The 22,911-nt window shown below is 67.4% G+C and carries 24 protein-coding genes and 1 tRNA gene; 12 read left to right on the forward strand and 13 right to left on the reverse strand.

Translation table 11 applies throughout. The features are described 5' to 3' along the window. Positions 1 to 49: 49 nt before the first annotated feature. Both RZE77_RS13030 and RZE77_RS13035 read left to right on the forward strand, forming a co-directional pair. Positions 50 to 1,588: a 2-isopropylmalate synthase gene (locus RZE77_RS13030; RefSeq protein WP_319442185.1), complete on the forward strand. Its 1,539-nt coding sequence runs from the start codon at positions 50 to 52 to the stop codon at positions 1,586 to 1,588. 115 nt (positions 1,589 to 1,703) lie between these two features. Further along, on the forward strand, positions 1,704 to 2,885 hold the full coding sequence (locus RZE77_RS13035; protein WP_319432312.1) for a serine hydrolase: 1,182 nt from the start codon (positions 1,704 to 1,706) through the stop codon (positions 2,883 to 2,885). A 58-nt stretch (positions 2,886 to 2,943) separates the two neighbouring features. On the opposite strand, the gene RZE77_RS13040 is transcribed toward RZE77_RS13035, so the two are convergent. The 3 genes from RZE77_RS13040 to aat are packed head-to-tail and all read right to left on the reverse strand — an operon-like array spanning position 2,944 to position 5,321. After that, a complete protein-coding gene (locus RZE77_RS13040) occupies positions 2,944 to 3,789 on the reverse strand; it encodes an IclR family transcriptional regulator (protein WP_319442186.1) in 846 nt (281 codons plus the stop codon). A gap of 30 nt (positions 3,790 to 3,819) precedes the next feature. Beyond that, positions 3,820 to 4,569 (reverse strand): arginyltransferase, encoded by a 750-nt coding sequence (locus tag RZE77_RS13045; protein ID WP_319432316.1) that lies wholly within the window; start codon positions 4,567 to 4,569, stop codon positions 3,820 to 3,822. Further along, the gene (aat, locus tag RZE77_RS13050) at positions 4,566 to 5,321 is read right to left on the reverse strand and encodes a leucyl/phenylalanyl-tRNA--protein transferase (protein ID WP_319432318.1); all 756 of its coding nucleotides are present in this window, start codon (positions 5,319 to 5,321) and stop codon (positions 4,566 to 4,568) included. The genes RZE77_RS13045 and aat overlap by 4 nt, the downstream gene beginning before the upstream one ends. Positions 5,322 to 5,541: 220 nt before the next feature. Here aat and RZE77_RS13055 point away from each other — a divergent pair, with 220 nt between their 5' ends. The 3 genes from RZE77_RS13055 to RZE77_RS13065 all read left to right on the forward strand — a co-directional run bounded on the left by RZE77_RS13055 (position 5,542) and on the right by RZE77_RS13065 (position 9,286). Continuing rightward, complete coding sequence (locus tag RZE77_RS13055; protein ID WP_319442187.1) at positions 5,542 to 7,872, forward strand: xanthine dehydrogenase family protein molybdopterin-binding subunit; 2,331 nt, start codon at positions 5,542 to 5,544, stop codon at positions 7,870 to 7,872. Positions 7,873 to 8,414: 542 nt separating this feature from the next. Continuing rightward, positions 8,415 to 8,819, forward strand: coding sequence for a helix-turn-helix transcriptional regulator (locus RZE77_RS13060; protein ID WP_319442351.1), 405 nt, complete (start codon positions 8,415 to 8,417; stop codon positions 8,817 to 8,819). 65 nt (positions 8,820 to 8,884) lie between these two features. Beyond that, complete coding sequence (locus tag RZE77_RS13065; protein ID WP_319442188.1) at positions 8,885 to 9,286, forward strand: SRPBCC family protein; 402 nt, start codon at positions 8,885 to 8,887, stop codon at positions 9,284 to 9,286. Here RZE77_RS13065 and pobA read toward each other — a convergent pair. Further along, a complete protein-coding gene (pobA, locus tag RZE77_RS13070; protein WP_319442189.1) occupies positions 9,283 to 10,464 on the reverse strand; it encodes a 4-hydroxybenzoate 3-monooxygenase in 1,182 nt (393 codons plus the stop codon). The genes RZE77_RS13065 and pobA overlap by 4 nt on opposite strands. A gap of 131 nt (positions 10,465 to 10,595) precedes the next feature. Between pobA and RZE77_RS13075 the strand changes: the two genes are divergently transcribed. From RZE77_RS13075 to RZE77_RS13095, 5 genes are all read left to right on the forward strand, one after another. Then, on the forward strand, positions 10,596 to 11,366 hold the full coding sequence (locus tag RZE77_RS13075) for an IclR family transcriptional regulator domain-containing protein (RefSeq protein WP_012747493.1): 771 nt from the start codon (positions 10,596 to 10,598) through the stop codon (positions 11,364 to 11,366). A gap of 54 nt (positions 11,367 to 11,420) precedes the next feature. Continuing rightward, the gene (locus RZE77_RS13080) at positions 11,421 to 12,080 is read left to right on the forward strand and encodes a response regulator (RefSeq protein WP_012747494.1); all 660 of its coding nucleotides are present in this window, start codon (positions 11,421 to 11,423) and stop codon (positions 12,078 to 12,080) included. Beyond that, complete coding sequence (locus RZE77_RS13085; RefSeq protein WP_319442190.1) at positions 12,077 to 13,405, forward strand: ATP-binding protein; 1,329 nt, start codon at positions 12,077 to 12,079, stop codon at positions 13,403 to 13,405. The genes RZE77_RS13080 and RZE77_RS13085 overlap by 4 nt, the downstream gene beginning before the upstream one ends. A gap of 97 nt (positions 13,406 to 13,502) precedes the next feature. After that, positions 13,503 to 14,978, forward strand: coding sequence for a DegQ family serine endoprotease (locus RZE77_RS13090; protein ID WP_319442191.1), 1,476 nt, complete (start codon positions 13,503 to 13,505; stop codon positions 14,976 to 14,978). Between the two features lie 23 nt (positions 14,979 to 15,001). After that, positions 15,002 to 15,304, forward strand: a complete 303-nt coding sequence (locus RZE77_RS13095) for a hypothetical protein (protein ID WP_319442192.1) — start codon at positions 15,002 to 15,004, stop codon at positions 15,302 to 15,304. Between the two features lie 15 nt (positions 15,305 to 15,319). On the opposite strand, the gene RZE77_RS13100 is transcribed toward RZE77_RS13095, so the two are convergent. Next, a complete protein-coding gene (locus RZE77_RS13100; RefSeq protein ID WP_319442193.1) occupies positions 15,320 to 15,529 on the reverse strand; it encodes a hypothetical protein in 210 nt (69 codons plus the stop codon). A gap of 239 nt (positions 15,530 to 15,768) precedes the next feature. On the opposite strand from RZE77_RS13100, the gene RZE77_RS13105 reads away from it, so the two are divergent. Then, positions 15,769 to 15,978, forward strand: coding sequence for a hypothetical protein (locus tag RZE77_RS13105; protein WP_319442194.1), 210 nt, complete (start codon positions 15,769 to 15,771; stop codon positions 15,976 to 15,978). 18 nt (positions 15,979 to 15,996) lie between these two features. Here the strand turns inward: RZE77_RS13105 and RZE77_RS13110 are convergent, their stop codons facing one another. Beyond that, entirely contained in the window at positions 15,997 to 16,230 is a 234-nt protein-coding gene (locus RZE77_RS13110) for a hypothetical protein (RefSeq protein ID WP_145743679.1), read from the reverse strand. 113 nt (positions 16,231 to 16,343) lie between these two features. Continuing rightward, entirely contained in the window at positions 16,344 to 16,748 is a 405-nt protein-coding gene (locus tag RZE77_RS13115; protein ID WP_319442195.1) for a hypothetical protein, read from the reverse strand. Positions 16,749 to 17,016: 268 nt separating this feature from the next. Here RZE77_RS13115 and RZE77_RS13120 point away from each other — a divergent pair, with 268 nt between their 5' ends. Then, the gene (locus tag RZE77_RS13120) at positions 17,017 to 17,301 is read left to right on the forward strand and encodes a hypothetical protein (RefSeq protein WP_319442196.1); all 285 of its coding nucleotides are present in this window, start codon (positions 17,017 to 17,019) and stop codon (positions 17,299 to 17,301) included. Between the two features lie 69 nt (positions 17,302 to 17,370). Here the strand turns inward: RZE77_RS13120 and RZE77_RS13125 are convergent. The 6 genes from RZE77_RS13125 to RZE77_RS13150 form a co-directional block, all read right to left on the reverse strand. Next, a tRNA-Asn gene (locus RZE77_RS13125) sits at positions 17,371 to 17,446 on the reverse strand. A 90-nt stretch (positions 17,447 to 17,536) separates the two neighbouring features. Beyond that, a complete protein-coding gene (locus RZE77_RS13130; RefSeq protein ID WP_319442197.1) occupies positions 17,537 to 19,711 on the reverse strand; it encodes a TonB-dependent siderophore receptor in 2,175 nt (724 codons plus the stop codon). After that, on the reverse strand, positions 19,708 to 20,640 hold the full coding sequence (thiE, locus tag RZE77_RS13135; RefSeq protein ID WP_319442198.1) for a thiamine phosphate synthase: 933 nt from the start codon (positions 20,638 to 20,640) through the stop codon (positions 19,708 to 19,710). The genes RZE77_RS13130 and thiE overlap by 4 nt, the downstream gene beginning before the upstream one ends. Before the next feature lie 61 nt (positions 20,641 to 20,701). Then, complete coding sequence (locus RZE77_RS13140) at positions 20,702 to 21,523, reverse strand: thiazole synthase (RefSeq protein WP_405547534.1); 822 nt, start codon at positions 21,521 to 21,523, stop codon at positions 20,702 to 20,704. A 34-nt stretch (positions 21,524 to 21,557) separates the two neighbouring features. Then, complete coding sequence (gene thiS / locus RZE77_RS13145) at positions 21,558 to 21,761, reverse strand: sulfur carrier protein ThiS (protein WP_319442199.1); 204 nt, start codon at positions 21,759 to 21,761, stop codon at positions 21,558 to 21,560. Beyond that, complete coding sequence (locus RZE77_RS13150) at positions 21,758 to 22,849, reverse strand: FAD-dependent oxidoreductase (protein ID WP_319442200.1); 1,092 nt, start codon at positions 22,847 to 22,849, stop codon at positions 21,758 to 21,760. Before RZE77_RS13150 ends, thiS begins: the two co-directional genes overlap by 4 nt. Between the last annotated feature and the right edge of the window lie 62 nt (positions 22,850 to 22,911).

The raw sequence follows: 22,911 nt of genomic DNA on the forward strand, positions 1-22,911 counted from the left end.
CCGTTCCCCGCCGTACGCGCAAGGTGCCAACGAACCAAGGAGATCCACGATGACCGACCAACTCATTATTTTCGACACCACCTTGCGCGACGGCGAGCAGTCGCCCGGCGCCTCGATGACGCGCGACGAGAAGATGCGCATTGCCAAGCAGCTCGAACGGCTCAAGGTCGACGTCATCGAAGCGGGCTTTCCAGCCAGTTCGAACGGCGACTTCGAAGCCGTCAAGGCGATTGCCGACATCATCAAGGAGTCGACGGTGTGCGGCCTGTCGCGCGCCAACGACCGCGACATCTCGCGCGCAGCCGAGGCGCTCAAGGGCGCGGCGCGCGGGCGCATCCACACTTTCATCGCGACCTCGCCGCTTCACATGGAAAAGAAGCTGCGCATGTCGCCGGACGAAGTGCACGAGCAGGCGAAGCTCGCTGTGCGCTTTGCGCGCAATCTGGTGTCCGACGTGGAGTTCAGCCCCGAGGACGGCTACCGCAGCGACCCCGACTTTCTCTGCCGCGTGCTGGAGACCGTGATCAACGAGGGCGCCACCACCATCAACGTGCCCGACACCGTGGGCTACGCCATTCCGGAGCTCTACGGCAACTTCATCAAGATGCTGCGCGAGCGCGTGCCCAACAGCGACAAGGCGATCTGGTCGGTGCATTGCCACAACGACCTGGGCATGGCGGTGGCCAACTCGCTGGCGGGCGTGAAGATCGGCGGCGCGCGCCAAGTCGAATGCACGATCAACGGCCTGGGCGAGCGCGCGGGCAACTGCTCGCTCGAAGAGGTGGTGATGGCGGTCAAGACGCGCAGGGACTACTTCGGCCTGGACCTCAACATCGACACCACGCACATCGTGGCCGCGAGCCGCATGGTGAGCCAGACCACCGGCTTCGTGGTGCAGCCCAACAAGGCCGTGGTGGGCGCCAACGCCTTTGCGCACGCCTCGGGCATTCACCAGGACGGCGTGCTCAAGGCCCGCGACACCTACGAGATCATGCGTGCCGAAGACGTGGGCTGGGCCGCCAACAAGATCGTGCTGGGCAAGCTCAGCGGGCGCAATGCATTCAAGCAGCGTCTGCAGGAACTGGGCGTGACCATGGCCGGCGAAGCCGACATCAACGCCGCCTTCTCGCGTTTCAAGGAACTGGCAGACCGCAAGTCCGAAATTTTCGACGAGGACATCCTTGCGCTCGTCAGCGCCGAAGAGCATTCGAACGTTGACGAACAGTTTGCTTTTGTCTCACTTTCGCAGCACAGTGAAACCGGCGAACGTCCCCAGGCCAAGGTTGTTTTCACCGTTCAGGGCAAGGAAGTCACCGGTGAATCCGACGGCAATGGCCCGGTCGATGCTTCCCTCAAGGCCATCGAGTCGCACGTCAGGAGTGGTGCGGAGATGGTGCTTTACTCTGTCAACGCGATAAGTGGCTCGACAGAAAGCCAAGGAGAAGTTACAGTTCGGTTACAAAATGCGGGGCGGGTGGTCAACGGTGTCGGGGCAGATCCGGACATCGTGGTCGCGTCGGCAAAGGCTTATTTGAGTGCGCTCAACAAGTTACAGAGCCAAGCTGAGAAAGTGGCGGCACAAGGTTAGGTGACAGGCGGTTCTTGTTATTCGATTGAAGAACAGGACGCAAGTAACTGATATTGCGTGCCTTTTTTGATTTGGATACACTGCGGTTCTCAATTTCGCCGCTGGAGATTTATTAATGCCTGAAACCCGCCCCCGCCGAGTTTCCAGCCAGCGGTTCTTGCCCGCAGTCAAATTCGTCGCCGTCGCGCTCTGCGCCACGGCGTTTTTGCTGTCCGGTGCACAGGCCGCCAAGAAGGAAAAAACAACCGCAGCCAAGACCGCCGTGGCCAAGAAGGCCAAGGGGCCGGTGCCGGTGGAAGTCAAACGTTCCGCCAAGGCGCCGCGTGGCGGCAAGGCCGATCGAAGCGAGAAGGTCGTTCGTGGCGGCCGCAACGTGGTGGCCTCCATTCGCCAGAAGAACGGCAAGACCGTGGTTGCCGTGCAACGCCGCTCGGTGGTTCGCGTTGAAACGCCTGCGCGCCAGTCCTTCGGCCAGCTGGCCGGCCTGCACGGAACCGACGACCTGCTCGACCTGAAGTCGAGCGTTGCGCTCGTGATCGACCAGGACACGCACGAAGTGCTGTTCAGCAAGAACGATCACGCGGTGCTCCCGATTGCATCGCTCACCAAGCTGATGACCGGCCTCTTGATCAGCGAAGCGCATCTTCCGAACGACGAGCTGATCACCATCACGCAGGACGACGTCGACACCGAAAAGGGCAGCCGTTCGCGCCTGACGGTCGGCACCACGCTGTCGCGCGGCGAGCTCCTGCACCTGGCCCTGATGTCGAGCGAAAACCGTGCGGCGCATGCACTGGGCCGCACCTATCCCGGCGGCCTTGCAACCTTCGTGAGCATCATGAACGCCAAGGCGAAGATGCTCGGCATGAAGGACACGCGCTACGTGGAGCCCACCGGCCTGTCGAGCCGCAACCAGTCGAGCGCGCAGGACCTCGCGCTGCTCGTCAACGCCGCCTATTCCGACGCCACGGTGCGCTCGCTGTCGACCTCGCCTGAATACCAGGTCGAGGTAGGCAACCGCGTGCTGCAGTTCAACACCACCAACCGTCTCGTGAAGAGCCCGGATTGGGAAATCGGCGTGCAGAAGACGGGCTACATCTCCGAAGCCGGCCAGTGCCTCGTGATGCAGGCCAAGGTGGCGGGCCGCAAGCTGATCATGGTGTTCCTGGATTCGGCCGGCAAGTTCAGCCGCATTGCCGATGCGGAACGTGTTCGCCGCTGGGTCGAGGCCACGCACGCCTCGACGGGCTCGCCGGCTGCATCGCGCAGCACTGCGGCCTACCAGGTCGCCGGTTGATCGAATGAGCCGCCCTGAAAAGGGCGGCATCTCGAGAACCGCGGCGCAGGCTGGTCGATCAGCCTGCGGTCGGGCCTGAAGCGCTGCTGGTACCGATTGCCGCAGGGCCTGCCGCCGCCACGGCTGCAGCATCCTTGTAGCCAAGCGCCCCCGAAATTTCGTTGGCCGTGGCCTGCAGCTTTGGCAGCCATCCTTCGTCCAGCCGGTCTGCGGGCGCGGAAATCGACAATCCGGCCACCAATTTGCCCTGGTCGTCGTAGATGCCGGCGGCCATGCAGCGCACGCCCAGCTCGAGTTCCTCGTTGTCGCGTGCAATGCCGTACTGGCGCGCCTTCGACAGTTCGCGCTCGAGCGCAGGCAGTTGCGTGATGCTGTTGCGCGTATGGCCGGCCAGGCCGGTCCGCGTGGCGTAGCTGCGCACGCGCTGCGGATCGTCAGCTGCCAGGAACAGCTTGCCGGTGGAAGTCAGGTGCAGGGCGGCCCGCCCGCCGATGGCGCGCACCACCTGCATGCCCGAACGCTCGCTGTACGAACGCTCGATGTAGACGATCTCGTCGCCCTGGCGCATGCTGAGGTTGACGGGCTGCTGGGTGAGCTTGTGCAGTTCGCGCATCGGCCCCAGCGCGGCGTCGCGCACGTTGAGCCGGCCCTTGACGAGGTTGCCGAGTTCCAGCAGCCGCATGCCGAGCCGGTAGCTGCCGGCCTCGGGCCGGTCGACAAAGCGGCCGACCGCCAGGTCGTTGAGGATGCGGTGGGTGGTGGAGGGGTGCAGGCCCGTCTTCTCGCTGATTTCCTTCAGCGAAATGGCCTCCTCGCGGGAGGCGAGCACGTCGATCAGCGCGAACATGCGCTCGATCACCTGGATGACTGGAACGGCAGGAACGTCGGATTGGTTTTTTCTCATGGCGCGATGCGGTGTGGACCGGGCGCCATTTTACCTTGTGAAATCGGATGGTGCTTGCCAGCGTCCGTCGATCAGCAGTTCGTGCGGCGCAAAGCGCGCCTTGTAGTTCATCTTGGCGCTGCCTTCGATCCAGTAGCCGAGATAGACGTGCGGCAGGCCGAGCTTGCGGGCCTGCTCGATCTGCCACATCACGCTGTAGGTGCCGTAGCCGGCGCTGCTGTCGGGTTCGTAGAAGGTATAGACCGCGGAGATGCCGTCGTTCAGCACATCGAGGATCGACACCATCTTGAGCGCGCCCGCCGTGCCGTCCGGCAGCGTCTCGCGGAATTCGACCAGCCGGGAGTTGACCCGGCTCTGCAGCAGGAACTGGGTGTACTGGTCGATGCTGTCGTGGTCCATGCCGCCGCCGGCATGGCGGCCGGTCTGGTAGCGCAGGTAGAGCTTGTAGTGCTCGGGCACGAAGCACAGCTTGAGTACGCGCGCCAGCAGGTTCTTGTGCTGCTTCACGGCGCGGCGCTGGCTGCGGCTGGGCTGGAAGCTGTCGACCAGCACGCGCAGCGGTATGCAGGCGCGGCAACCGTCGCAGTAGGGCCGGTAGGTGAACATGCCGCTGCGCCGGAAGCCGCTGAGCACCAGGTCGGAGTAGGCGTCGTTGTGGATCAGATGGCTGGGCGTGGCCACCTGCGAGCGGGCCTGGCGGTCCGGCAGGTAGCTGCAGGGGTAGGGCGCCGTCGCGTAGAACTGCAGCGTGTGAAGCGGAAGATCCTTGAGGTGCGTCACGTCGGTCCGGAAGGTCGCGCGGAAAGGAGTTCTGCCCAGTATACGGGCTCGAAATGCCACTGTGGCCCCTGTTGTTCCCGGGCCCTGGCCACGTGCGCCACGAAGCGGCTGCGCGACATTTCGCGGGCGCCCAAGCTGGCCAGGTGCGAGGTGTTCTGCTGGCAGTCGATCATCTTCACCTGGAAGCGGCGGCACAGGCACACCAGCGCGGCCAGCGCGATCTTGGAGGCGTCCGGACGGCGCGTGAACATCGACTCGCCGAACACAGCGCGCCCCAGCCCCACGCAGTAGAGGCCGCCTGCGAGCTTGCCGTCGATCCAGGTTTCCACGCTGTGCGCGTGGCCGGCCCGATGCATCGCCAGGTAGGCTTCCACCATGTCCGGCACGATCCACGTGCCCGATTGGCCGGTGCGCGGCGATTGAGAGCAGGCCGCGATGACCGAGGCGAAATCGTGGTCGATGCGCACCTCGCAGCCGGCGGTCTGGGTGAAGCGGGCCAGCGTCTTGCGCAGCGACCTGTGGAGCTTGAACTCGGCCACCTGCAGCACCATGCGCGGGTCGGGGCTCCACCAGAGAATCGGCTGGTCTTCGCTGAACCAGGGAAACACGCAGCGGCCGTAGGCGTGCACCAGGGTGTCGACGTCGAGCGCTCCGCCGGCGGCGAGCAGCCCGGGTACGGGATCGTGCTCGCCCCAGGCGGAGGCGGGGTCGGGCAGTGCGTCGCCGGGTTCGAGCCAGGGCAGTTGTTGCATGGCCGTAGGTATACACGGCTTCGTCCACGCTTCGGCCGAGGCCGGGAAAATGCCCGCCCCGCAGCGGGACGGGCAAACGATTGCGGCCCGCGCGCCACAGGCGCCGCCCGTGAAGCGCACAAGACTATCCGAAGCCCATATAGTGCTGCTTCCCATTTGCACTCCATGCGGACCCGCCGGGCCAGCGTTGCCTGGCCGAGGCCCGCCCAAGAGGACCACGTTGACCACTGATTCCACCCCCACGCGTTTCGGCAGCGGCCAGGCAGTGCGCCGCCTCGAGGACGAGAGCCTGCTGTCCGGCGCAGGCCGCTACACCGACGACGTCGCGCTCCCCGGCCAGACGCATCTCGTCTTCCTTCGGTCCCCCTACCCGCATGCGCGCATCGTGTCGATCGATACGGCCGCCGCCGCCGCCATGCCCGGCGTGCTGCGCGTGATCACCGGCTCTGAACTGGCCGAAGCCGGCGTCAAGCCGATGCCGGGCGCCGTGGGCTTCAAGCGGGCCGACGGCAGCGACTGCGCCAGCCCCCCGCGCCTGGCCCTGGCGCATGGCACGACGCGCTTCGTGGGCGAGCCCGTGGCCGTGGTGGTGGCCGAAACCCTCCAGCAGGCACGCGATGCCGCCGAGGCGGTGATGGTCGACTACGAAGCGCTTCCCATGGTGGTCGATCTCGCAAGCGCCACCGCCGACGGCGCGCCGCTGCTGTGCGAGGAAGCCACCGGCAACGTCGCCGCTGAAATGCGCCACGGCAGCAGCGACGCTGCAACGGCCGCCTTTGCCAAGGCGAAGCACGTGGTGGCGCTCGACGTGGTCAACCAGCGCGTGGTGGCGCTGACCATCGAACCGCGCTCGGTGCTCGCGGCGCCTGATGCCGAATCGGGCCGCCTCACCATCCGCATGAGCACCCAGATGCCGTCGGGCGTGCGCGATTCGGTGTGCGCCGCCATCGGCCTCGCCAAGGAAAAGGTGCGCGTGGTGGTGGGCGACGTGGGCGGCGGCTTCGGCATGAAGACCGGCGCCTATCCGGAGGACATTGCCGTTGCATTTGCGGCGCTGCAGGTCGGGCGCCCCGTGAAATGGGTGGCCGACCGCAGCGAGGAGTTTCTTTCGAGCGCGCACGGCCGCGACATCGAGGCCAAGGCCGAACTCGCGCTCGATGCGGACGGAAAGATCCTTGCGCTGCGCATCAGGACGCTGGCCAACGTCGGCGCCTACGCCACCGGCACCGGCGTTGCGATCCAGCTGCTGATCGGCCCCTGGGTGCAGACCAGCGTCTACGACATCCAGACCATCGACTTCCATTTCAAGGCGGTGCTCACCAACACCGCGCCCACGGGCGCCTACCGCGGTGCGGGCCGTCCCGAGGCGATCTTCACCATCGAGCGCCTGATGGACGAAGCCGCCCGCCAGACCGGCATCGATCGCATCGCGCTGCGCCGCCGCAACTTCATCCGCCCCGAGCAGATGCCCTACAAGAACCCGATGGCGCAGACCTACGACACCGGCAAGTTCGAGTCGGTGATGGACCAGGCGCTGGCGCTGGCCGACTGGCAGGGTTTCGACACCCGCGCTGCCGAGTCGGCGAACAACGGCAAGCACCGCGGCCTGGGCATTGCCACCTTTCTCGAGTGGACCGGCGGCAATGTGTTCGAGGAGCGCGTCACGGTCTCGGTGCAGGCCGACGGCGTGATCGAGGTGTTCTCCGCCGTCAATGCCATGGGGCAGGGCATTGCCACCTCGCTTGCGCAGCTAGCGATCGATGCCTTCGGCGTGCCGATCGAAAAGGTGCGCGTCGTGCTCGGCGACACCGACCGCGGCGACGGCTTCGGCAGCGCCGGCTCGCGCTCCCTCTTCACCGGCGGTTCGGCGGTCCGCATCGGCGCCGAACGCACCATCGACAAGGCGCGCGCGCTCGCGGCCCAGGAGTTCGAAGCCGCCATCGACGACATCACCTACACCCGCGGCGTCTTCACCGTGGCGGGCACCGATCTGGAGCTCGACCTGTTCGCGCTGGCGGGCAAGCAGCCCGAGCGCGAGATCTTCGTCGATTCCACCAGCACCGTGGCCGGGCCGACCTGGCCCAACGGCTGCCACGTCTGCGAGATCGAAATCGATCCGCCCACGGGCGAGATCAGCGTGGTGGCCTACAGCTCGGTCAACGACGTGGGCCGCGTGATCAATCCGATGATCGTTCGCGGCCAGCTCGAAGGCGGCGCGGTGCAGGGCATCGGCCAGGCGCTGTACGAGCAGGTGGTGTACGACAACGAGACCGGCCAGCCGCTCACCGGCAGCCTCATGGACTACGCGGCGCCGCGCGCGGATATCGTCCAGGCCATGTTCCACATGGAAATGGACGAGTCGACACCGTGCGCCAACAACCCGCTGGGCGTGAAGGGCGTGGGCGAGCTGGGCACCATCGGCGCCACGCCCGCCATCGTGAACGCCGTGGCCGATGCCTTTGCGCGCAACGGCCTTGCGGCGAGCGCTCCGCGCCTGCGCATGCCGCTGAGCCCGGCGCGCGTGTGGCAGGCCATGCACACCGTCGACTGAGCATCTCCAGGCCGGGTGATCGAAGGGCGCACGCACCATGCTCGTCACCACCGAACTGCAGACCGATGCGATCCGCGTGTCGAGCTACCGCTGCGATGCCCAGCCCGGCGCGCGGCCGTTCGCCGAGATGCACGCCGAGTATTCGGTCTCGTACGTGCGCAAGGGCAGCTTCGGCTACCGCACGCGCGGCAACGCTTATGAACTGGTGGCCGGCTCGGTGCTGGAGGGCTGTCCAGGCGATGAATACGTCTGCACCCACGACCACCATGTCTGCGGCGACGAATGCCTGGCGTTTCATCTGTCGCCGGGCTTCGTCGACCTGATCGGCGGCGACCAGCGGACCTGGCGTACGGCAGGGCTTCCGCCGCTGCCCGAGCTGATGGTGCTCGGCGAACTTGCGCAGGCCGCGGTCGAGGGGCAGGGCGATGCGGGCCTCGACGAGCTGGGCATGTGGTTCGCGAGCCGCTTCGTCGAGGTGGTGGAAGGGCGCAGCAAACCCCCGCCGCCATCCGCTGCGGCACGCGACAGGCGTCGTGCGGTCGATGCGGCGATGTGGATCGACGCGAACTCACGACGACATCGGCCTCGAAACTGCGGCGTCCGAAGCGGGACTGAGTTCGTTCCACTTCCTGCGCCTGTTCTCGCAGATGCTCGGCGTCACGCCGCACCAGTACCTGGTCCGTTCGCGCCTGCGCCACGCGGCGCGGTTGCTGGCGGACGACGACCGGGCCGTGACCGACGTGGCCTTCGACGTCGGCTTTGCCGACCTGAGCAACTTCGTTCGCACCTTCCACCGCGCGGCCGGGGTATCGCCGCGCGGCTTTCGCCAGGCCGCCAAGGGCGACCGCAAGATTTTCCAAGACCGCCTGGCCGCACTGTCCGATGATGACCGCCTGATTCACCCATCGAGCAGAAAGCCATCGCCATGTACGACCCCATCGGACTGAAAGCCAGAGACCTTGCCGCGAGCCGGCGCTTCCACGCGGCGGTCTGCCCCTGAAGGCGCACAACCATGGCAACGATCTACAAGGAATTCATCGTCGAAGCCGATGCGGGGCAGGTCTGGGACGCGCTGCGCGACTTCGGCGCCGTGCATACGCGCCTTGCGCCCGGCTTTCTCACCGGCTGCGAGCTGGACGGCAAAGGCGCGCGCATCGTCAGCTTTGCCAACGGCCTGGTGGCGCGCGAACTGCTCGTGGGCATCGACGAGGCCAACCGCCGCCTGGCCTACACCATCACCGGCGGCAAGGCGAGCCACCACCATGCCTCGGCCCAGGTGTTCGCCCACGGCGAGGCGCGCTCGCGCTTCGTCTGGATCACCGACGTGCTGCCCGACGAGCTGGCCGCCTACATCGAACCGATGATGGCGCAGGGCGGCGTGGCGATGAAGAAGACGCTCGAAGCGGCCGGCTAGAAGTCTTCGAGCGGCAGGCCTACGTAGTTCTCCGCCAGCGCGGTGGAGGCCGCGTGCGAATGCACGAGGTAGTCGAGTTCGGCTTCCTGGATCTTCTGGCCGAAGGCGCCGGTCTCGGGGAAGCGGTGCATCAGCGAGGTGAACCACCACGAGAAGCGCTCCGCCTTCCAGACGCGGCGCAGGCAGAGGTCGGAATACCGGTCGAGCGCTGAGGCCGATTTCTCGCCGTAGAAGATCTCGAGTGCCCGCGAGAGGTAGCCCACGTCGGCCGTTGCCAGGTTGAGGCCCTTGGCGCCGGTCGGCGGCACGATGTGCGCGGCGTCGCCGGCCAGGAACAGCGCGCCGAAGCGCATCGGTTCGGCCACGAAGCTGCGCAGCGGCGCAATGCTTTTCTCGAGCGAAGGGCCTGTCACCAGCCGCGCGCGGGCCTCGGGGTCGAGCCGTGCGCGCAGCTCGTCCCAGAAGGCCTCGTCGCTCCAGTTCTGGACCTTCTCGTCGGCCGGCACCTGCACGTAGTAGCGGCTGCGGTGCGCGCTGCGCATGCTGCACAGCGCAAAGCCGCGTTCGGTGTTGGCGTAGATCAGTTCGTGCGACACCGGCGGCACATCGGCCAGCACGCCGAGCCAGCCGAAGGGATAGATCTTTTCATAGGTCTGGATGGCGTCGGCCGGCACGCTGGCGCGGCTCACGCCGTGGTAGCCGTCGCAGCCGGCGATGAAGTCGCACTCGATCTCGTGCGTCTGGCCGTCTTTTTCATAGCGCACGCGCGGGCGCTGCGAATCGAAGCCGTGCAGGCTGACGTTGGCGGCGCTATAGATGGTGGCAAGGCCTTCGGCCGAACGCGCTTCCATCAGGTCGCGCGTCACTTCGGTCTGGCCGTAGACCGTGACCTGCTTGCCGTTTGTCAGGCCGTGCATGTCGATGCGGTGCCGCGCGCCCTTGAACAGCAGTTCGATGCCTTCGTGCGGCAGCCCTTCGGCCTTGGCGCGCGCATCGACGCCCGCGCGCGCCAGCAGGTCCATGGTGACCTGCTCGAGCACGCCGGCGCGGATGCGTCCGAGCACGTAGTCGCCGCTCTGGCGCTCGACGATGACGTTGTCGATGCCGGCCTTGAAAAGCAGCTGTCCGAGAAGCAGGCCTGCCGGACCTGCGCCGATGATCGCGACCTGTGTGCGCATGTTCGTGTCTCCAATGGGTTTTCCGGGAGCGTAGAACGTACGCGGCCGGCTGTCGCGGCGTGCACCAAGGCTCTGTGCGATCATGCGAATGGCTGCGCGATCATCGCGCAACACTTCGTACATTGACCGAAATGACCATCGCCAAGGCCGACTTCATCGAGGGCATCGCCAAGGGAATGGCGGTGCTCGAAAGCTTCGACACCGAGCGCCAGCGCCTCAACGCCACGCTGGCCGCCGAGCGCGCCGGCCTCACGCGCGCCGCCGCGCGCCGGCACCTGCTCACGCTGGCCCACCTGGGCTACCTGGAGACCGACGGCAGCTATTTCTGGATGGCCCCCAAGGTGCTGCGCTTCTCGGGCAGCTACCTGGCATCGTCGCGGCTGCCGCGCGCGCTGCAGCCCACGCTGAACCGGCTGGCGGCGCAGACCGGCGAATCGTTCTCGGCCGTGGTGCTCGATGGCGAAGAGGCGGTCATCATCGCGCGCAGCGGCGCCTACGGCACGCCGACCCGCGTGCTGGCCTACGGCCTGCATCTTGGCGCCCGCTTGCCGGCGCATGCCACATCGACCGGACGGGTGCTGCTCGCGGCCATGGCGCCGGCCCAGTTCACGCAATGGCTCAAGGGGCGCCACCTCGCGCGGCTCACGCCGCACACCACCACCCAGGCGCGCGGCCTGCGCCAGCTGATCTCCCGCGTGCGCAAGGACGACTACTGCTTTGCCAGCGAAGAGCACGAGCTCGGCGTGCAGGCGCTCGCGGTGCCGCTGCGCGACATGCAGGGCCGCACGGTGGCCGCGCTCAACGTGGTGCTGTCCGGCACGCGCTACCAGGAAGAGACGCTCCAGCGCGAGATGCTGCCGCTGCTCTTCGAGGCGGCGCGCGAAGTCCGGTCGCTGCTGTGAGATGAACTTCCGCATAGCCATCGCCTCGAATCCCGAAACGGACCAAACAACACCATGCGACTCCTGCTTCTCGAAGACGACGTGATGATCGGCGAGGCCGTGCTCGACCTGCTGCGCGCCGAGCAGTACGCCGTGGACTGGGTGAAGGACGGCGAGGCGGCCGAGTCCGCATTGCGCACCCAGCAGTACGACCTCGTGCTGCTCGACCTGGGCGTGCCGCGCCGCGACGGGCTCGAGGTGCTGCGCAGCCTGCGCGCCCGCAAGCAGCGCATGCCGGTGCTGATTGCCACCGCGCGCGACTCGGTGCAGCAGCGCATCGAAGGGCTCGATGCGGGCGCCGACGACTACGTGCTCAAGCCCTACGATCTCGATGAGCTGCTGGCCCGCATCCGCGCCTTGCTGCGCCGGGCCGCGGGGCGCGCCGAGCCGGTGTACGAGCACATGGGCGTGAGCATCAACCCGGCCACGCGCGAGGTCGCGGTGGAGGGCCAGCCGGTGGTGCTTTCGGCGCGCGAATGGGCGGTGCTCGAACCGCTCATCGCGCGGCCCGGCATGGTGCTGTCGCGCGCCCAGCTCGAGGAAAAGCTCTACAGCTGGAAGGACGAGATCAGCAGCAATGCGGTCGAGGTCTACGTGCACGGCCTGCGCAAGAAACTCGGTGCAGAACTGATCCGCAACGTGCGGGGCGTGGGCTACATGGTGCCAAAGGCATGATCCGCGCGCTGACCGGATCCCTGCGCGCGCGCCTGCTGTGGTTCCTGCTCGCGGCCATCGTGCTGGCCGCCGGTGCGCAGGCGGTGGTGGCCTACCGCACGGTGCTGAAGGAGGCCGACGACATCTTCGACTACCACATGCAGCAGATGGCGCTCTCGCTGCGCGCCGGCCTGCCGCCGAGCGCGGCCGTGGGTGGCCTGGGCAGCGGCGAGCAGAACTTCGATTTCGTGGTGCAGGTGTGGACCGCCGACGGCGTGCGCATCTTCGAATCGGCCGAGCAGGCCGCGCTGCCGCAACTGGCGGTGTTGGGCTTTGCCGACGTGCGTGCGCGCGGCACCACCTACCGCGTGTTCTCGATGCAGACCAGCGGGCTCGTGATCCAGGTCGCGCAGGACATGGCGGCGCGCCGCAACATGGCCGGCGCGCTGGCGCTGCGCACCATCGCGCCGGTGGCGCTGATGGCGCCGCTGCTCATGCTGGTGGTGTGGTGGGTGGTGAGCCGGTCGCTCGCGCCGGTGGCGCGCGTGCGCGGGCAGGTCGCCTCGCGGCAGGCCGACGATCTTTCCCCCGTGAGCGAGGAGAACCTGCCCGACGAGGTACGCCCGCTGGTGCAGGAACTCAACCTCCTGTTCGACCGGGTGCGGCATGCCTTCGATGCCCAGAAGCACTTCGTCGCCGATGCGGCGCACGAATTGCGCTCGCCGTTGGCCGCGCTGAAGCTGCAGGTGCAGGGCCTGCAGCGCGCGTCCGACGCTGCGTCGCGCGAGCTGGCCGTGAGCCGGCTGGTCGCCGGTATCGACCGCGCGACGCGCCTGGTCGAGCAGATGCTCGCGCTGGCCCGGCATGAGGCCAGCATGGCGGCGGGGGCAAAGTCCGAACCGGTCGACCTGGGCGAAGTGGCGCGCCTCGCCATCTCGGACGCGGTCGCGGCGGCGCAGGCCCGGCGCATCGACATCGGCATCTCGCATGCCGATCCGGCCATGGTGAACGGGCAGCCCGAGGCGCTGCGCATGCTGCTGCGCAACCTCATCGACAACGCCGTCAAGTACACGCCCGAAGAGGGTCGCGTCGACGTCGGCATTGCAAGCCTGGGCGCGGCGGTGGAACTGAGCGTGGACGACAGCGGCCCCGGCTTGCCGCAGGAAGAGCGCGAGCGCGTGCTCGACCGCTTCTACCGCTCGGGCGAGCCGCAGGCGCCGGGCAGCGGGCTCGGCCTGGCCATCGTGAAGTCAATCGCGCAGATGCATGGCGCCACGGTCGCGCTCGCGGCCTCTCCGACGCTGGGCGGCCTGCGGGTGCTGGTGCGCTTTGCCGACAAGGCCTGAATCGGCGCGCGCGCTTCGTTTAAGCCGCGCTTAAGCCAGCGGGCCGACATTCCTTTCATCGTGTTTGCGTGCAGACGCATTGAAAGGAAAGCTAGAAATGAACACCCGACTGACTTCTCCCCATGCCCTGGTGCTTGCCCTGGCGACCGCCGGGGTGATCGGCGCCGTCGGTGCCGGCGCCTACACCAGTGCCCGTGCCGTGAATGCGCCGACCACCAACGCTGCGAGCGTGGCCCCTGCGGCCATGGTGACGCTGCCCGACTTTTCGACCATCACTTCGCGCGACGGCCCCGCGGTGGTCAACATCAGCGTGACCGGCACCGCCAAGGCGTCCGAGGATCAGGCCGCGGCCGAGATGCAGGGCATCGATCCGGACGATCCGATGTTCCAGTTCTTCCGCCGCTTCCAGGGCCAGATCGGCCCGCGCGCCCAGCAGCGCGAAGTGCCGGTGCGCGCGCAGGGCTCGGGCTTCATCGTGAGTCCCGACGGCATCATCATGACCAATGCGCACGTCGTGAAGGACGCCAAGGAGGTCACCGTCAAGCTGACCGACCGGCGCGAATACCGCGCGAAGGTGCTCGGCGCCGACGCCAAGACCGACATCGCGGTGCTCAAGATCGACGCCAAGAACCTGCCCACGCTCGCGCTCGGCAACACCAAGGACCTGAAGGTCGGCGAATGGGTGCTGGCCATCGGCTCGCCCTTCGGCTTCGAGAGCACGGTGACGGCCGGCGTCGTGAGCGCCAAGGGCCGCTCGCTGCCCGACGACAGCTACGTGCCGTTCATCCAGACCGACGTCGCGGTGAACCCCGGCAACTCCGGCGGCCCGCTGCTCAACACGCGCGGCGAGGTGGTCGGCATCAACTCGCAGATCTACAGCCGCAGCGGCGGCTACCAGGGCGTGTCGTTCGCGATTCCGATCGACGTAGCGGTTCAGGTGAAGGACCAGATCGTCGCGACCGGCAAGGCCACGCATGCGCGCCTTGGCGTGGCGGTGCAGGAAGTGAACCAGGCCTTTGCCGACTCCTTCAAGCTCGACAAGCCCGAGGGCGCGCTGGTCTCCAACATCGAGAAGGGCGGCCCTGGCGACAAGGCCGGCCTGAAGGCGGGCGACGTGATACGCAAGGTGGACAACCAGCCCATCGTCTCGTCGGGCGACCTGCCCGCGGTCATCGGGCAGCAGGCACCGGGCAAGAAGGTCACGCTCGAAGTCTGGCGCCAGGGCGAGCGGCAGGAGCTTTCGGCCAAGCTCGGCGATGCGAGCGACAAGCCCGCGCAGGTTGCCAGGAACGAGAGTGCGGCGGGGCAGGGCAAGCTCGGCCTTGCGCTGCGGCCGCTGCAGCCGCAGGAAAAGCGCGAAGCCGCCATCGAGAACGGGCTGCTCGTCGAGGATGTGGCGGGCCCGTCCGCCATCGCCGGCGTGCAGGCGGGCGACGTGCTGCTGGCCATCAACGGCACGCCCGCCAGGAGCCTGGAGCAGGTGCGCGAGGTGGTGGCCAAGGCCGACAAGTCGGTGGCGCTCCTGATCCAGCGCGGCGAAGACAAGATCTTCGTGCCGGTGCGGATCGGGTGAAGCCCGCGCCAGGACAAAAAAAGATGGCGTCATCCGCGGGCGGCCTTTCGGCGCACATCCTGCCCACGTCGGCCACCATGATCGGCGTGTGCATGACCGTGATGTCGATCGGCCACCTGGGCCCGCGCGACGATCTGCGGCTCCTGATCGACCGCCTGCTGGCCGTCGACGCGCTGGTCTTCCTGGCCAGCGCGCTGCTGTCTTTCATCTCGATGCGCTCGCGCAGCTCGGGCGTGCGGCTGGAGGCCTGGGGCGAGATGGTTTTCATCGCGGGCCTGGCGCTGCTGGCCCTGGGCGCGGTAACGCTGGCGTTTGCGCTGCGCTGAGGCTGGCGCCCCGGCTCAGGATTCCTTGTTGCCCGGATCCTTGTCAGGAACCTGCGCGTCGAGTTCGTCCTTGATGGACTTGTTGCCCCGAAGGGCCAGGAAGAGCACGGCACCCAGGCCGATGGCAACAATCACGGCAATGAATCCGCCGCCGAAGGCCCACCACCAGAACAGACCGCCCGCAACGAGCAGCAGCGCGGTGATGAGTAGAGATTTCAAGTGCATGGCGCGAGGCGATAGTACGTTGGCGCTAATGTACGCGTCGTTACCGTTCGGCGCCCGATTTGTGGTTTGGGAAATACCCTCTTTTTGACATTTCTCGACCTGCATCAGACGCCGGCGGCTCCCGGCCCGGCATGCCGCAAGAAGCGTAGCGCTCCATCGATGGTTCTTGCGCGGCTCACTCCTACATGCATGCGCAAGCGAGTTGTCCTACGGTGTCTGAAACACCGGAGGTACCAGCCATGCCGCGTACGCGCAAGCCTTTCCAGCCTTCCGAAGATCCGAAGCTGGCATCCGAGGATCCCTCGGCCGTGATTCCGCCCAAGGGACACCGCAACAGGGATATCGACACCGTGAAAGCGACGGCCGGTTCGCCGCGCGACGAATCTGTCGGCGAGCAGACGAACTCGAAGGAAGGGATGAACCACTCGTCCCAGACCGGAAGAACCTGAAGCGAGTGAAGGGGGCGGTCACCCGTACGCCAGTGCGAGTTCCGTGATTCCTTCCGAGGTGATCTTCACGACCACCGCCGATTCGTAGTTCCTGAACGAACTGCGAAGATCGAGCGGTGGGGAGATGTCTGCTTCCACACAGCCCAGCGCCTTGAGGGTCGCGATGGCCTGGATCAACTCCGGATCCCGGACATGAACCGGGAACCTGGCATGTTCGAGTTCGAGCAGGTACTCAATGGGTGTAGCTGGCACGATGGGAACATCATGGCCCAACCGTGGCGGCTTGTGTTCAGTCTGCGTTGATGAGATTCGTGCGGATCACCCTACAGGCGTCGGACGGGGTGCATGGCCGGCAGGCCTGGTGCTCAGACCGGCCGCACGTCGAAGAACGCTTCGTCGGTGTCCCCAAGATCGCGAAAGCCGGCGGTTCGGGCCGCGTCGTAGGCCTTCATCCATCGCTTGGCGAGCGCCATCTCTTCCCTCGTGAGATCGGTTTCGCTGGACTCGCTGGCATTGTGGAACGCGCGCAGCGCGCGCATGACGTCGCCGCCGAACTGCCGGTCGAGCTCGCGCCGGAAGCGCTGCTCCGAGACCTTGACGGCATCCGCTGCCGGGTGCGGATAGTCGGCAAGCCGCACGATGTAGGCAACCCGGGGTTCGGGCTCGATGTCCTCGAACCTGAAAGGCGGCTCTTCCGAGGCATCGGCCTGCGGGATCGCGGCCCCTTCTGGAGCCGCAGCCTGGGGGTAAAAAAGTTCGGCCTGGTTCATGTTCATTTCTCCTGCGCCTTCTTGCTGGAAAGCGCCTGACCTTCGAACGGGTATCTCAACCCTCTGCATCAAACCTGTATGAATATACAGTAATATCGAATGCTCGAACTCCATTGCAGTTGCCCCCGAATCTTGGTTTTGCGGGGCCCTTGGCGACATCGCCAAGGATTCCGCCCAGCCGCGTGCTGGGCGTTTTTTTGTCTGATGGCGACCGGACAGTCGAGCTTGTCCGACGTGCCGGACTCCAGATCCGGGCGAGCATCGCGCCATGCAGCCACTCCGCCGGATCGCCGTCACCGTGATCGAAGAGGAAGAGGGCGCCTACCGTTGGCGCCTGGTCGAACTCGAGGGCGAGGGCTGGCATGTCCTTGCCCAGCAGTCGAGATCCATGAAGACCTACAAGGCCGCGATGGCCGCGGGGCTGCTCGAGTTGCAGAAGATGGTCGAGGATCTCGATGCCGGGCCGCGCGAGGATGAGCCCGAGCCCGCGAAGGCCAAGAAGAAGAGCGGCTCTGTCTTCGGCTTCGGATTCGGGCTGCCGAAGATGGGCTGAGACGCCCCAAAGGGAAATGCCCCGCTACCTTTTGAGTAGCGGGGCATCCAGAGGCCTTGCGGCTTATTTTGGCTCCTCGACCTGGGCTCGAACCAGGGACCTACGGATTAACAGTCCGGCGCTCTACCAACTGAGCTATCGAGGAACAAGCCTCAGATTATAGCGTGATTTTTTGGGCCTTTCGAACACACCAATGTGGCCGCAATAAATTTCTGAAAAAAATTCGGGCCCGCACTCAGAGCGACACGCTCAAGCCCAGCCGCAGCGTGCGCGGCGCTCCGGGAAAGAGATAGACATGGCCGAACTGGTAGGGCGATTCCTTCCAGTAGCGGCGGTCGAACAGGTTGTCGATGGCGATGCTCCAGCTCGTGTTCACGCCGCGCAGCCGGGTGTCATAGCGCAGCACCGCGTCGACGCGCGTCCATGAGGGAAGAGCGATCGAACCATCGGGCAGCACGTTGCGGCGGCCTTCATGCGAGAGCTGTCCGAGCAGCTCGAGGCCGGGCACCGAAGCCACGCGGTAGCCGGCCTGTGCACGCAGCACCTGCTTGGGCACGTTGGTGGGCGACTGGCCGTTGGTGGCGGGCTCGGCGGTGCTTCCGCGGCGCTTCGCGTCGATCAATGTCAGGCTGCCCGCAAGGCGCCAGGGCCCCGTGTTCCACTGCGCGCCCGCTTCGAGCCCGCGGTGCACTGCGCTGCCGTCGTAGCGTCCGTCGCAGGGCGTGGTGCCGAGCCGGTTGCAGGCGTCGAGATTCGTCATCGGGCGCTTGATGTCGAACCATGCGAGCTGCCAGGCGAAGACGTCGCTGCCGCCCTTCAGGCCCAGCTCCCACTGGCGCGAGGTCAGCGCGGGCAGCGCCTCGCCGGCGTTGTTGTACTGCGAGCTCTTGTTCGGCACCACCTGCGACTCGACGCCCTTGCCCCAGCTCGCATAGGCCAGCAGGCCCGGCTGGATGGCGAAGCTGGCGGCCATCCATGGCGTGGTGATGCCGTCCTTGTAGCCGGTGGGGCGCGTGCCATCGGTGCGGATGCTGTCGCGGTCCAGCCGCGTGTGGCGCACGCCGAGCCAGGTGGTGAAGCGGCTGTTCCAGCGGATCGCGTCCTGCACCGAGAGCTCGGTGGAGCGCTCGTCTCGGTTGGTGTTGGCGTCGGTCAGCGTGGGGTCGGGCGGCACGATGGCCGTGGCCCACACGTTGCCGGTGCCGACGTAGTTGTAGGCCTGGTCCTGGAAGCGGTTGCGCACGCGGCTCGCGAGCAGGCCGAAGCCGAGTTCGTGGCGCACGCTGCCGGTCATCACGTTGCCCTTGAGGTTGAGGCTGCCGGCCGTTTGCGTGCGCCGCTCGTTCTCGCTGCGAAAGTCGTAGAAGTCGAAGGTGCCGTCGGAGCAATAGCGGTCGTAGTTGCCTTCGGCGCCGCAGCCGAAGGCGTAGGCCAGGCGGTCATCGGTCTTGAGCCTTTGCTGGCCGATCTGCGCGCTCCAGCGCCAGTTGGCATTGAGCGCCTGGTTGAAGCGCACGCTGCCGGTGAGCGCGTTGAATTCCGAAGGCTGCGACCACGGCTGGTTGTTGAGGTTGATCCTTGGATCGACCGGCGCGGACAGCGTGCTGCCCAGCAGGCTGAAGCCGTTCTGGCTCGGCTGCGTCTTGTGGCTGCGCTCGATCTCGAACTCGAGCACTGAATCGCGCGTGATGCGCCAGTCGCCCGCCAGCGAGAACATGTTGCGGTTGCCGTCCAGGTTGTGCACGAGCGGCTTGAGGTTTTCGCTCGCCACGTTGAGCCGGTAGCCGAACTCGCGGTTCGCACCGAAGCGCCCGCCCAGGTCGAGTGCACCGAGCACGCTGCCGCGGCTGGTGGTTTCGATGCGCAGCGTGCGCAGGTCCTGCTCGGTGGGCCGCTTGACCACGTAGTTGACCAGGCCACCCGGCGCGCTGGTGCCGGCCTGGATGCCGCTGGTGCCGCGCAGGATCTCGATGCGCTCCTTGTTGTCGAGCGGGATCGATGTCTCGGCGCTGATCGGCAGGCCCTCGCGCCGGTAGTTGAAGCGGTTGTCCAGCACGAAGCCGCGCACCGTGAGGTAGTCCCAGTAGCCGGCCGAGTTGTAGGCATCGGTCACCGAGGAGTCGAACTGCGTGAGGTCGGCGAGGCGGCGCGCGCCGCTCGTGCGCAGCTGCGCGCTGTCGACCACCGTGGCCGAGAGCGGCAGTTCGCGCAGCGGCACGTCGCCGAAGCCGCTGACGTCGGCTTGCGGAGCTGCGCTGCTTTCGTTCACCGTGATGGCGGGCAACTGCTCGGTTGGCTGCTGCGCCTGTGCACCGCCGGCCGCCAGAAGAAGAAAGGCGGTGGCCACTGCTTGAGAGACCGGCGACAGCGGCCAGGATCGGAATTGCTTTTTTGTCATTTGTTCGTTCATGCGGAGGCAGCACCCATGGCCGCCATCCATTGCGCGGCCGTGGCCTCGGGATCTTCAGCGGCGACAAGCGCGCGCACCACGGCGATGGAGCCGACGCCGGTGGCGAGCACCTCGGGCAGACGCACGGCGTCGATGCCGCCGATGCCCACCTGCGGATAGCCGCGCAGCAGGCGCGCATAGGCCGCAAGCCGCGCCACGCCCTGCGGTGCGGTCGCCATCCTCTTGAGGGTGGTCGGATACACCGCACCCATCGCGATGTAGCTCGGGCTCACCGCATCGGCGCGCACCATCTCGGCATAGCCGTGGGTGCTGACGCCGAGCCGCAGGCCCGCATCGCGGATCTGCCGCACCTGTTCGGGCGCGAGCGCGTCGAGGTCTTCCTGGCCGAGGTGCACGCCGTAGGCACCCGCGGCGATGGCGGTCTGCCAGTGGTCGTTGATGAAGAGCAGTGCGCCCGTGCCGCGCACGGCATCGACCGCGGCATGCACTTCGCGCTCGGTGGCTGCCGCGTCGTCCGACTTGAAGCGCAGCTGCACCGTGGGAACGCCGGCGCGCGCCATGCGGCCGACCCATTGCGCATCGGGCAGCACGGCGTAGAGGCCGAGCCGTTCGGGGCAGGGCGCGAAGGCGTCGTCGCGTTCGGTGGGCGGGAACGCGCGCATGCCGAAATCGGCGGGCGTCTCGGGCCACTGGTTGGCATCGAAAGCGCCGGTGCGCGCCGTCTGCGCCTGCCAGGCCCGCGCCAGGCATTCGGCATCGATCTCGATGAAGCCGAGCGCCGTGCAGGCCTGCTTCGCGCCGCGGTACACCGGCTCGTCCGAGGAAAAGCGGCCCGCCGAAATGGCCGCGGGCGTGTTGGTGCCGAAGCGCAGCCCATGGGCCGCGACGATTGCGTGGGAGATGGCGCGGGAGTCGATCGAAGTGTTCATTGGATGACCTTCGTGCTTCGCACTGCGGTGCGAGCTTGCTTGGGGCGGCCCGGCGCGGCGCTCATGGTGCGTGATGCCAGAAGGGCGTGCCGAGCACCGGCGTGCTGGGCTGTGCCGAGTCTTGCGCGGCCATGGCACCGGCGCGGTGGGCGGCGCGGCCGGCCTGCACGGCGTCGGCGAAGGCGCCGGCCATCGACACCGGGTCTTGCGCCAGCGCCACGGCGGTGTTGAGCAGCACGCCGTCGTAGCCCCATTCCATGACCTGGCAGGCATGCGAGGGCAGGCCCAGTCCCGCATCGACCAGCATCGGCACGTTGAGCCGCTCGCGCAGCAGTTGCAGCGCGTAGGGATTGACCGGCCCGCGGCCGGTGCCGATGGGCGCCGCCCAGGGCATCACGGCCTGGCAGCCGACGTCGACCAGCCGCTGGCACAGCACGAGGTCCTCGGTGCAGTAGGGCAGCACCTGGAAACCGTCACGGATCAGCTGCGATGCGGCATCGACGAGGTTCAGCGTGTCGGGCTGCAGCGTGTAGTCGTCGCCGATCAGCTCGAGCTTGATCCACGGCGTGTCGAAGAGCTCGCGCGCCATCTGCGCGGTGGCGATCACTTCCTGCACGCTGTGGCAGCCGGCGGTGTTGGGCAGCACCGGCACCGCGAGCCGGCGCAGCAGCTCCCAGAAGCCGTTGCCGCTGTCGCCCGCGCCGGGGCTGGCGGACTGGCGGCGCAGCGAGGCCGTCAGCATGGCGGGCCTGGCGCGCTTCACCGCGGCTTCGAGCAGGTCCGGCGAGGGATAGCGCGCGGTGCCCAGCAGCAGGCGGCTCTGGAAGGTCTGGCCGTAGAGAACCAGCGGATCGTTGTCCGGAATTGCAGATGCGGTCGTCATGGTGCGTGTTGTCTCCATCTCTGTGGGTGCTTGTTCAGCCGCCGGTCACGGGGCGGATCACTTCGATGCGGTCTTCGGGCTGCAGCGCGCGCGCCGCATGGGTGGAGCGCGGCACGAATTCGCGGTTCACGGCCACCGCGAACGGCGGCACGGCATCGAGTGCCGCCAGCGCGTCGACCACGGTGGCGCCGTCCGGCAGCGTGTAGGGCTTGTCGTTGATCAGGACATTCATCGTCATGCTTCGGATGTCTCCAGGCCGAGCTTCTGCGCGAGCGCAGAGCGGCCGTGCGCGAGCAGCTCCATGGCGGCGTCGAGCACGGCGGGCGCGATCATGAAGCCATGGCGGTACAGGCCGTTGATCTGCAGCACGCGCGGCTGCGGCTGGCGGATGGCGGGCAGGTTGTCGGGCAGCGTGGGCCGGCATTGGGTCGCGATCTCGAGGATGCGGGCTTCGGCGAAGCCGCTGTGCACCGCGTAGGCCGCGCTCAGCAGTTCGAGCGTGGAGCGCACGCTGGCGGGCGACATGTCGTCCGATTCGATCTCGGTCGCACCGATCACGAACACGCTGCCGGGCTTGGGTGCGATGTAGAGCGGATAGCGCGGATGCACCAGCCGCGTGGGCCGCTGCAGCCTCACCTCGGGCGCATGCACGCGGACGACTTCGCCGCGCACGCCGCGCAGCGCGGTCCACTGCGGCTTGGCGCCGAGGCCGCGGCAGTCGATCACCCAGTCGGGCTGGCCCGGCCTGCCTGGAGAAAAATCGCCGGGTTCGCGTGGCGACTGCCAATGCAGTTTCGCGCCGGGGCTGGCCTGGAGTGTGGCAAGCAGCGAAGCGAGCAGCGCACGGTTGTCGAGCTGGCCTTCGCCCGGAAGGAACAAGCCTTGCGCGAAACGCTGGCCGAGCGACGGCTGCAGCGCGGCAATGCCGCTGCCGTCGAGCGTCTCCATCGGAGCGAGCTCGGGCACCTGCGTGCCGGTGCGCGCCAGCACGCGCGCGAGCCGCGCGGCCTCGGCGGCGTCCTGACGGTGCCACAGCACCAGCGTGCCTTCGCGCTGGAAGAACACGGGCTGCGCCAGCGGTGCCAGCAGCTCGGGCCAGCGGCTCAGCGCGTACTGCCCCATGCGCACGACCGGCACCGGCGCCACGGCCGATTCGGCCAGCGGCGCGAGCATGGCGGCCGCCACGCGTGCGGCGGCGCCTTCGGCCTCAGGGCTGCCCGCTTCGAACAGCTCGACCTTGCAGCCGGCCCGCGCCAGCGTGACCGCGAGCAGCCGGCCCATGAGGCCGGCGCCGAGGATGGCGGCCGATTGGAAGGGGAGGCTCATGGCTTTGCTCCTTCCCCCGCCGGGGGAGGGTGGGGATGGGGGCCACCAGAGCGCCCCGTGGA

Source organism: Variovorax sp. SPNA7, assembly GCF_033807855.1.
GTDB lineage: Bacteria > Pseudomonadota > Gammaproteobacteria > Burkholderiales > Burkholderiaceae_C > Variovorax > Variovorax beijingensis.

Coding starts and splice junctions, on each gene's coding strand:
- RZE77_RS13040 (WP_319442186.1), bottom strand. CDS start 3,789: ATGAGAAAAAACCAATCCGACGTTCCTGCCGTTCCAGTCATCCAGGTG.
- RZE77_RS13035 (WP_319432312.1), top strand. CDS start 1,704: ATGCCTGAAACCCGCCCCCGCCGAGTTTCCAGCCAGCGGTTCTTGCCC.
- RZE77_RS13065 (WP_319442188.1), top strand. CDS start 8,885: ATGGCAACGATCTACAAGGAATTCATCGTCGAAGCCGATGCGGGGCAG.
- aat (WP_319432318.1), bottom strand. CDS start 5,321: ATGCAACAACTGCCCTGGCTCGAACCCGGCGACGCACTGCCCGACCCC.
- RZE77_RS13120 (WP_319442196.1), top strand. CDS start 17,017: ATGCAGCCACTCCGCCGGATCGCCGTCACCGTGATCGAAGAGGAAGAG.
- RZE77_RS13100 (WP_319442193.1), bottom strand. CDS start 15,529: ATGCACTTGAAATCTCTACTCATCACCGCGCTGCTGCTCGTTGCGGGC.
- RZE77_RS13075 (WP_012747493.1), top strand. CDS start 10,596: ATGACCATCGCCAAGGCCGACTTCATCGAGGGCATCGCCAAGGGAATG.
- RZE77_RS13105 (WP_319442194.1), top strand. CDS start 15,769: ATGCCGCGTACGCGCAAGCCTTTCCAGCCTTCCGAAGATCCGAAGCTG.
- RZE77_RS13095 (WP_319442192.1), top strand. CDS start 15,002: ATGGCGTCATCCGCGGGCGGCCTTTCGGCGCACATCCTGCCCACGTCG.
- RZE77_RS13130 (WP_319442197.1), bottom strand. CDS start 19,711: ATGAACGAACAAATGACAAAAAAGCAATTCCGATCCTGGCCGCTGTCG.
- RZE77_RS13080 (WP_012747494.1), top strand. CDS start 11,421: ATGCGACTCCTGCTTCTCGAAGACGACGTGATGATCGGCGAGGCCGTG.
- pobA (WP_319442189.1), bottom strand. CDS start 10,464: ATGCGCACACAGGTCGCGATCATCGGCGCAGGTCCGGCAGGCCTGCTT.
- RZE77_RS13115 (WP_319442195.1), bottom strand. CDS start 16,748: ATGAACCAGGCCGAACTTTTTTACCCCCAGGCTGCGGCTCCAGAAGGG.
- RZE77_RS13090 (WP_319442191.1), top strand. CDS start 13,503: ATGAACACCCGACTGACTTCTCCCCATGCCCTGGTGCTTGCCCTGGCG.
- RZE77_RS13150 (WP_319442200.1), bottom strand. CDS start 22,849: ATGAGCCTCCCCTTCCAATCGGCCGCCATCCTCGGCGCCGGCCTCATG.
- RZE77_RS13030 (WP_319442185.1), top strand. CDS start 50: ATGACCGACCAACTCATTATTTTCGACACCACCTTGCGCGACGGCGAG.
- RZE77_RS13140 (WP_405547534.1), bottom strand. CDS start 21,523: ATGACGACCGCATCTGCAATTCCGGACAACGATCCGCTGGTTCTCTAC.
- RZE77_RS13060 (WP_319442351.1), top strand. CDS start 8,415: ATGCGGCGATGTGGATCGACGCGAACTCACGACGACATCGGCCTCGAA.
- RZE77_RS13085 (WP_319442190.1), top strand. CDS start 12,077: ATGATCCGCGCGCTGACCGGATCCCTGCGCGCGCGCCTGCTGTGGTTC.
- thiE (WP_319442198.1), bottom strand. CDS start 20,640: ATGAACACTTCGATCGACTCCCGCGCCATCTCCCACGCAATCGTCGCG.
- thiS (WP_319442199.1), bottom strand. CDS start 21,761: ATGACGATGAATGTCCTGATCAACGACAAGCCCTACACGCTGCCGGAC.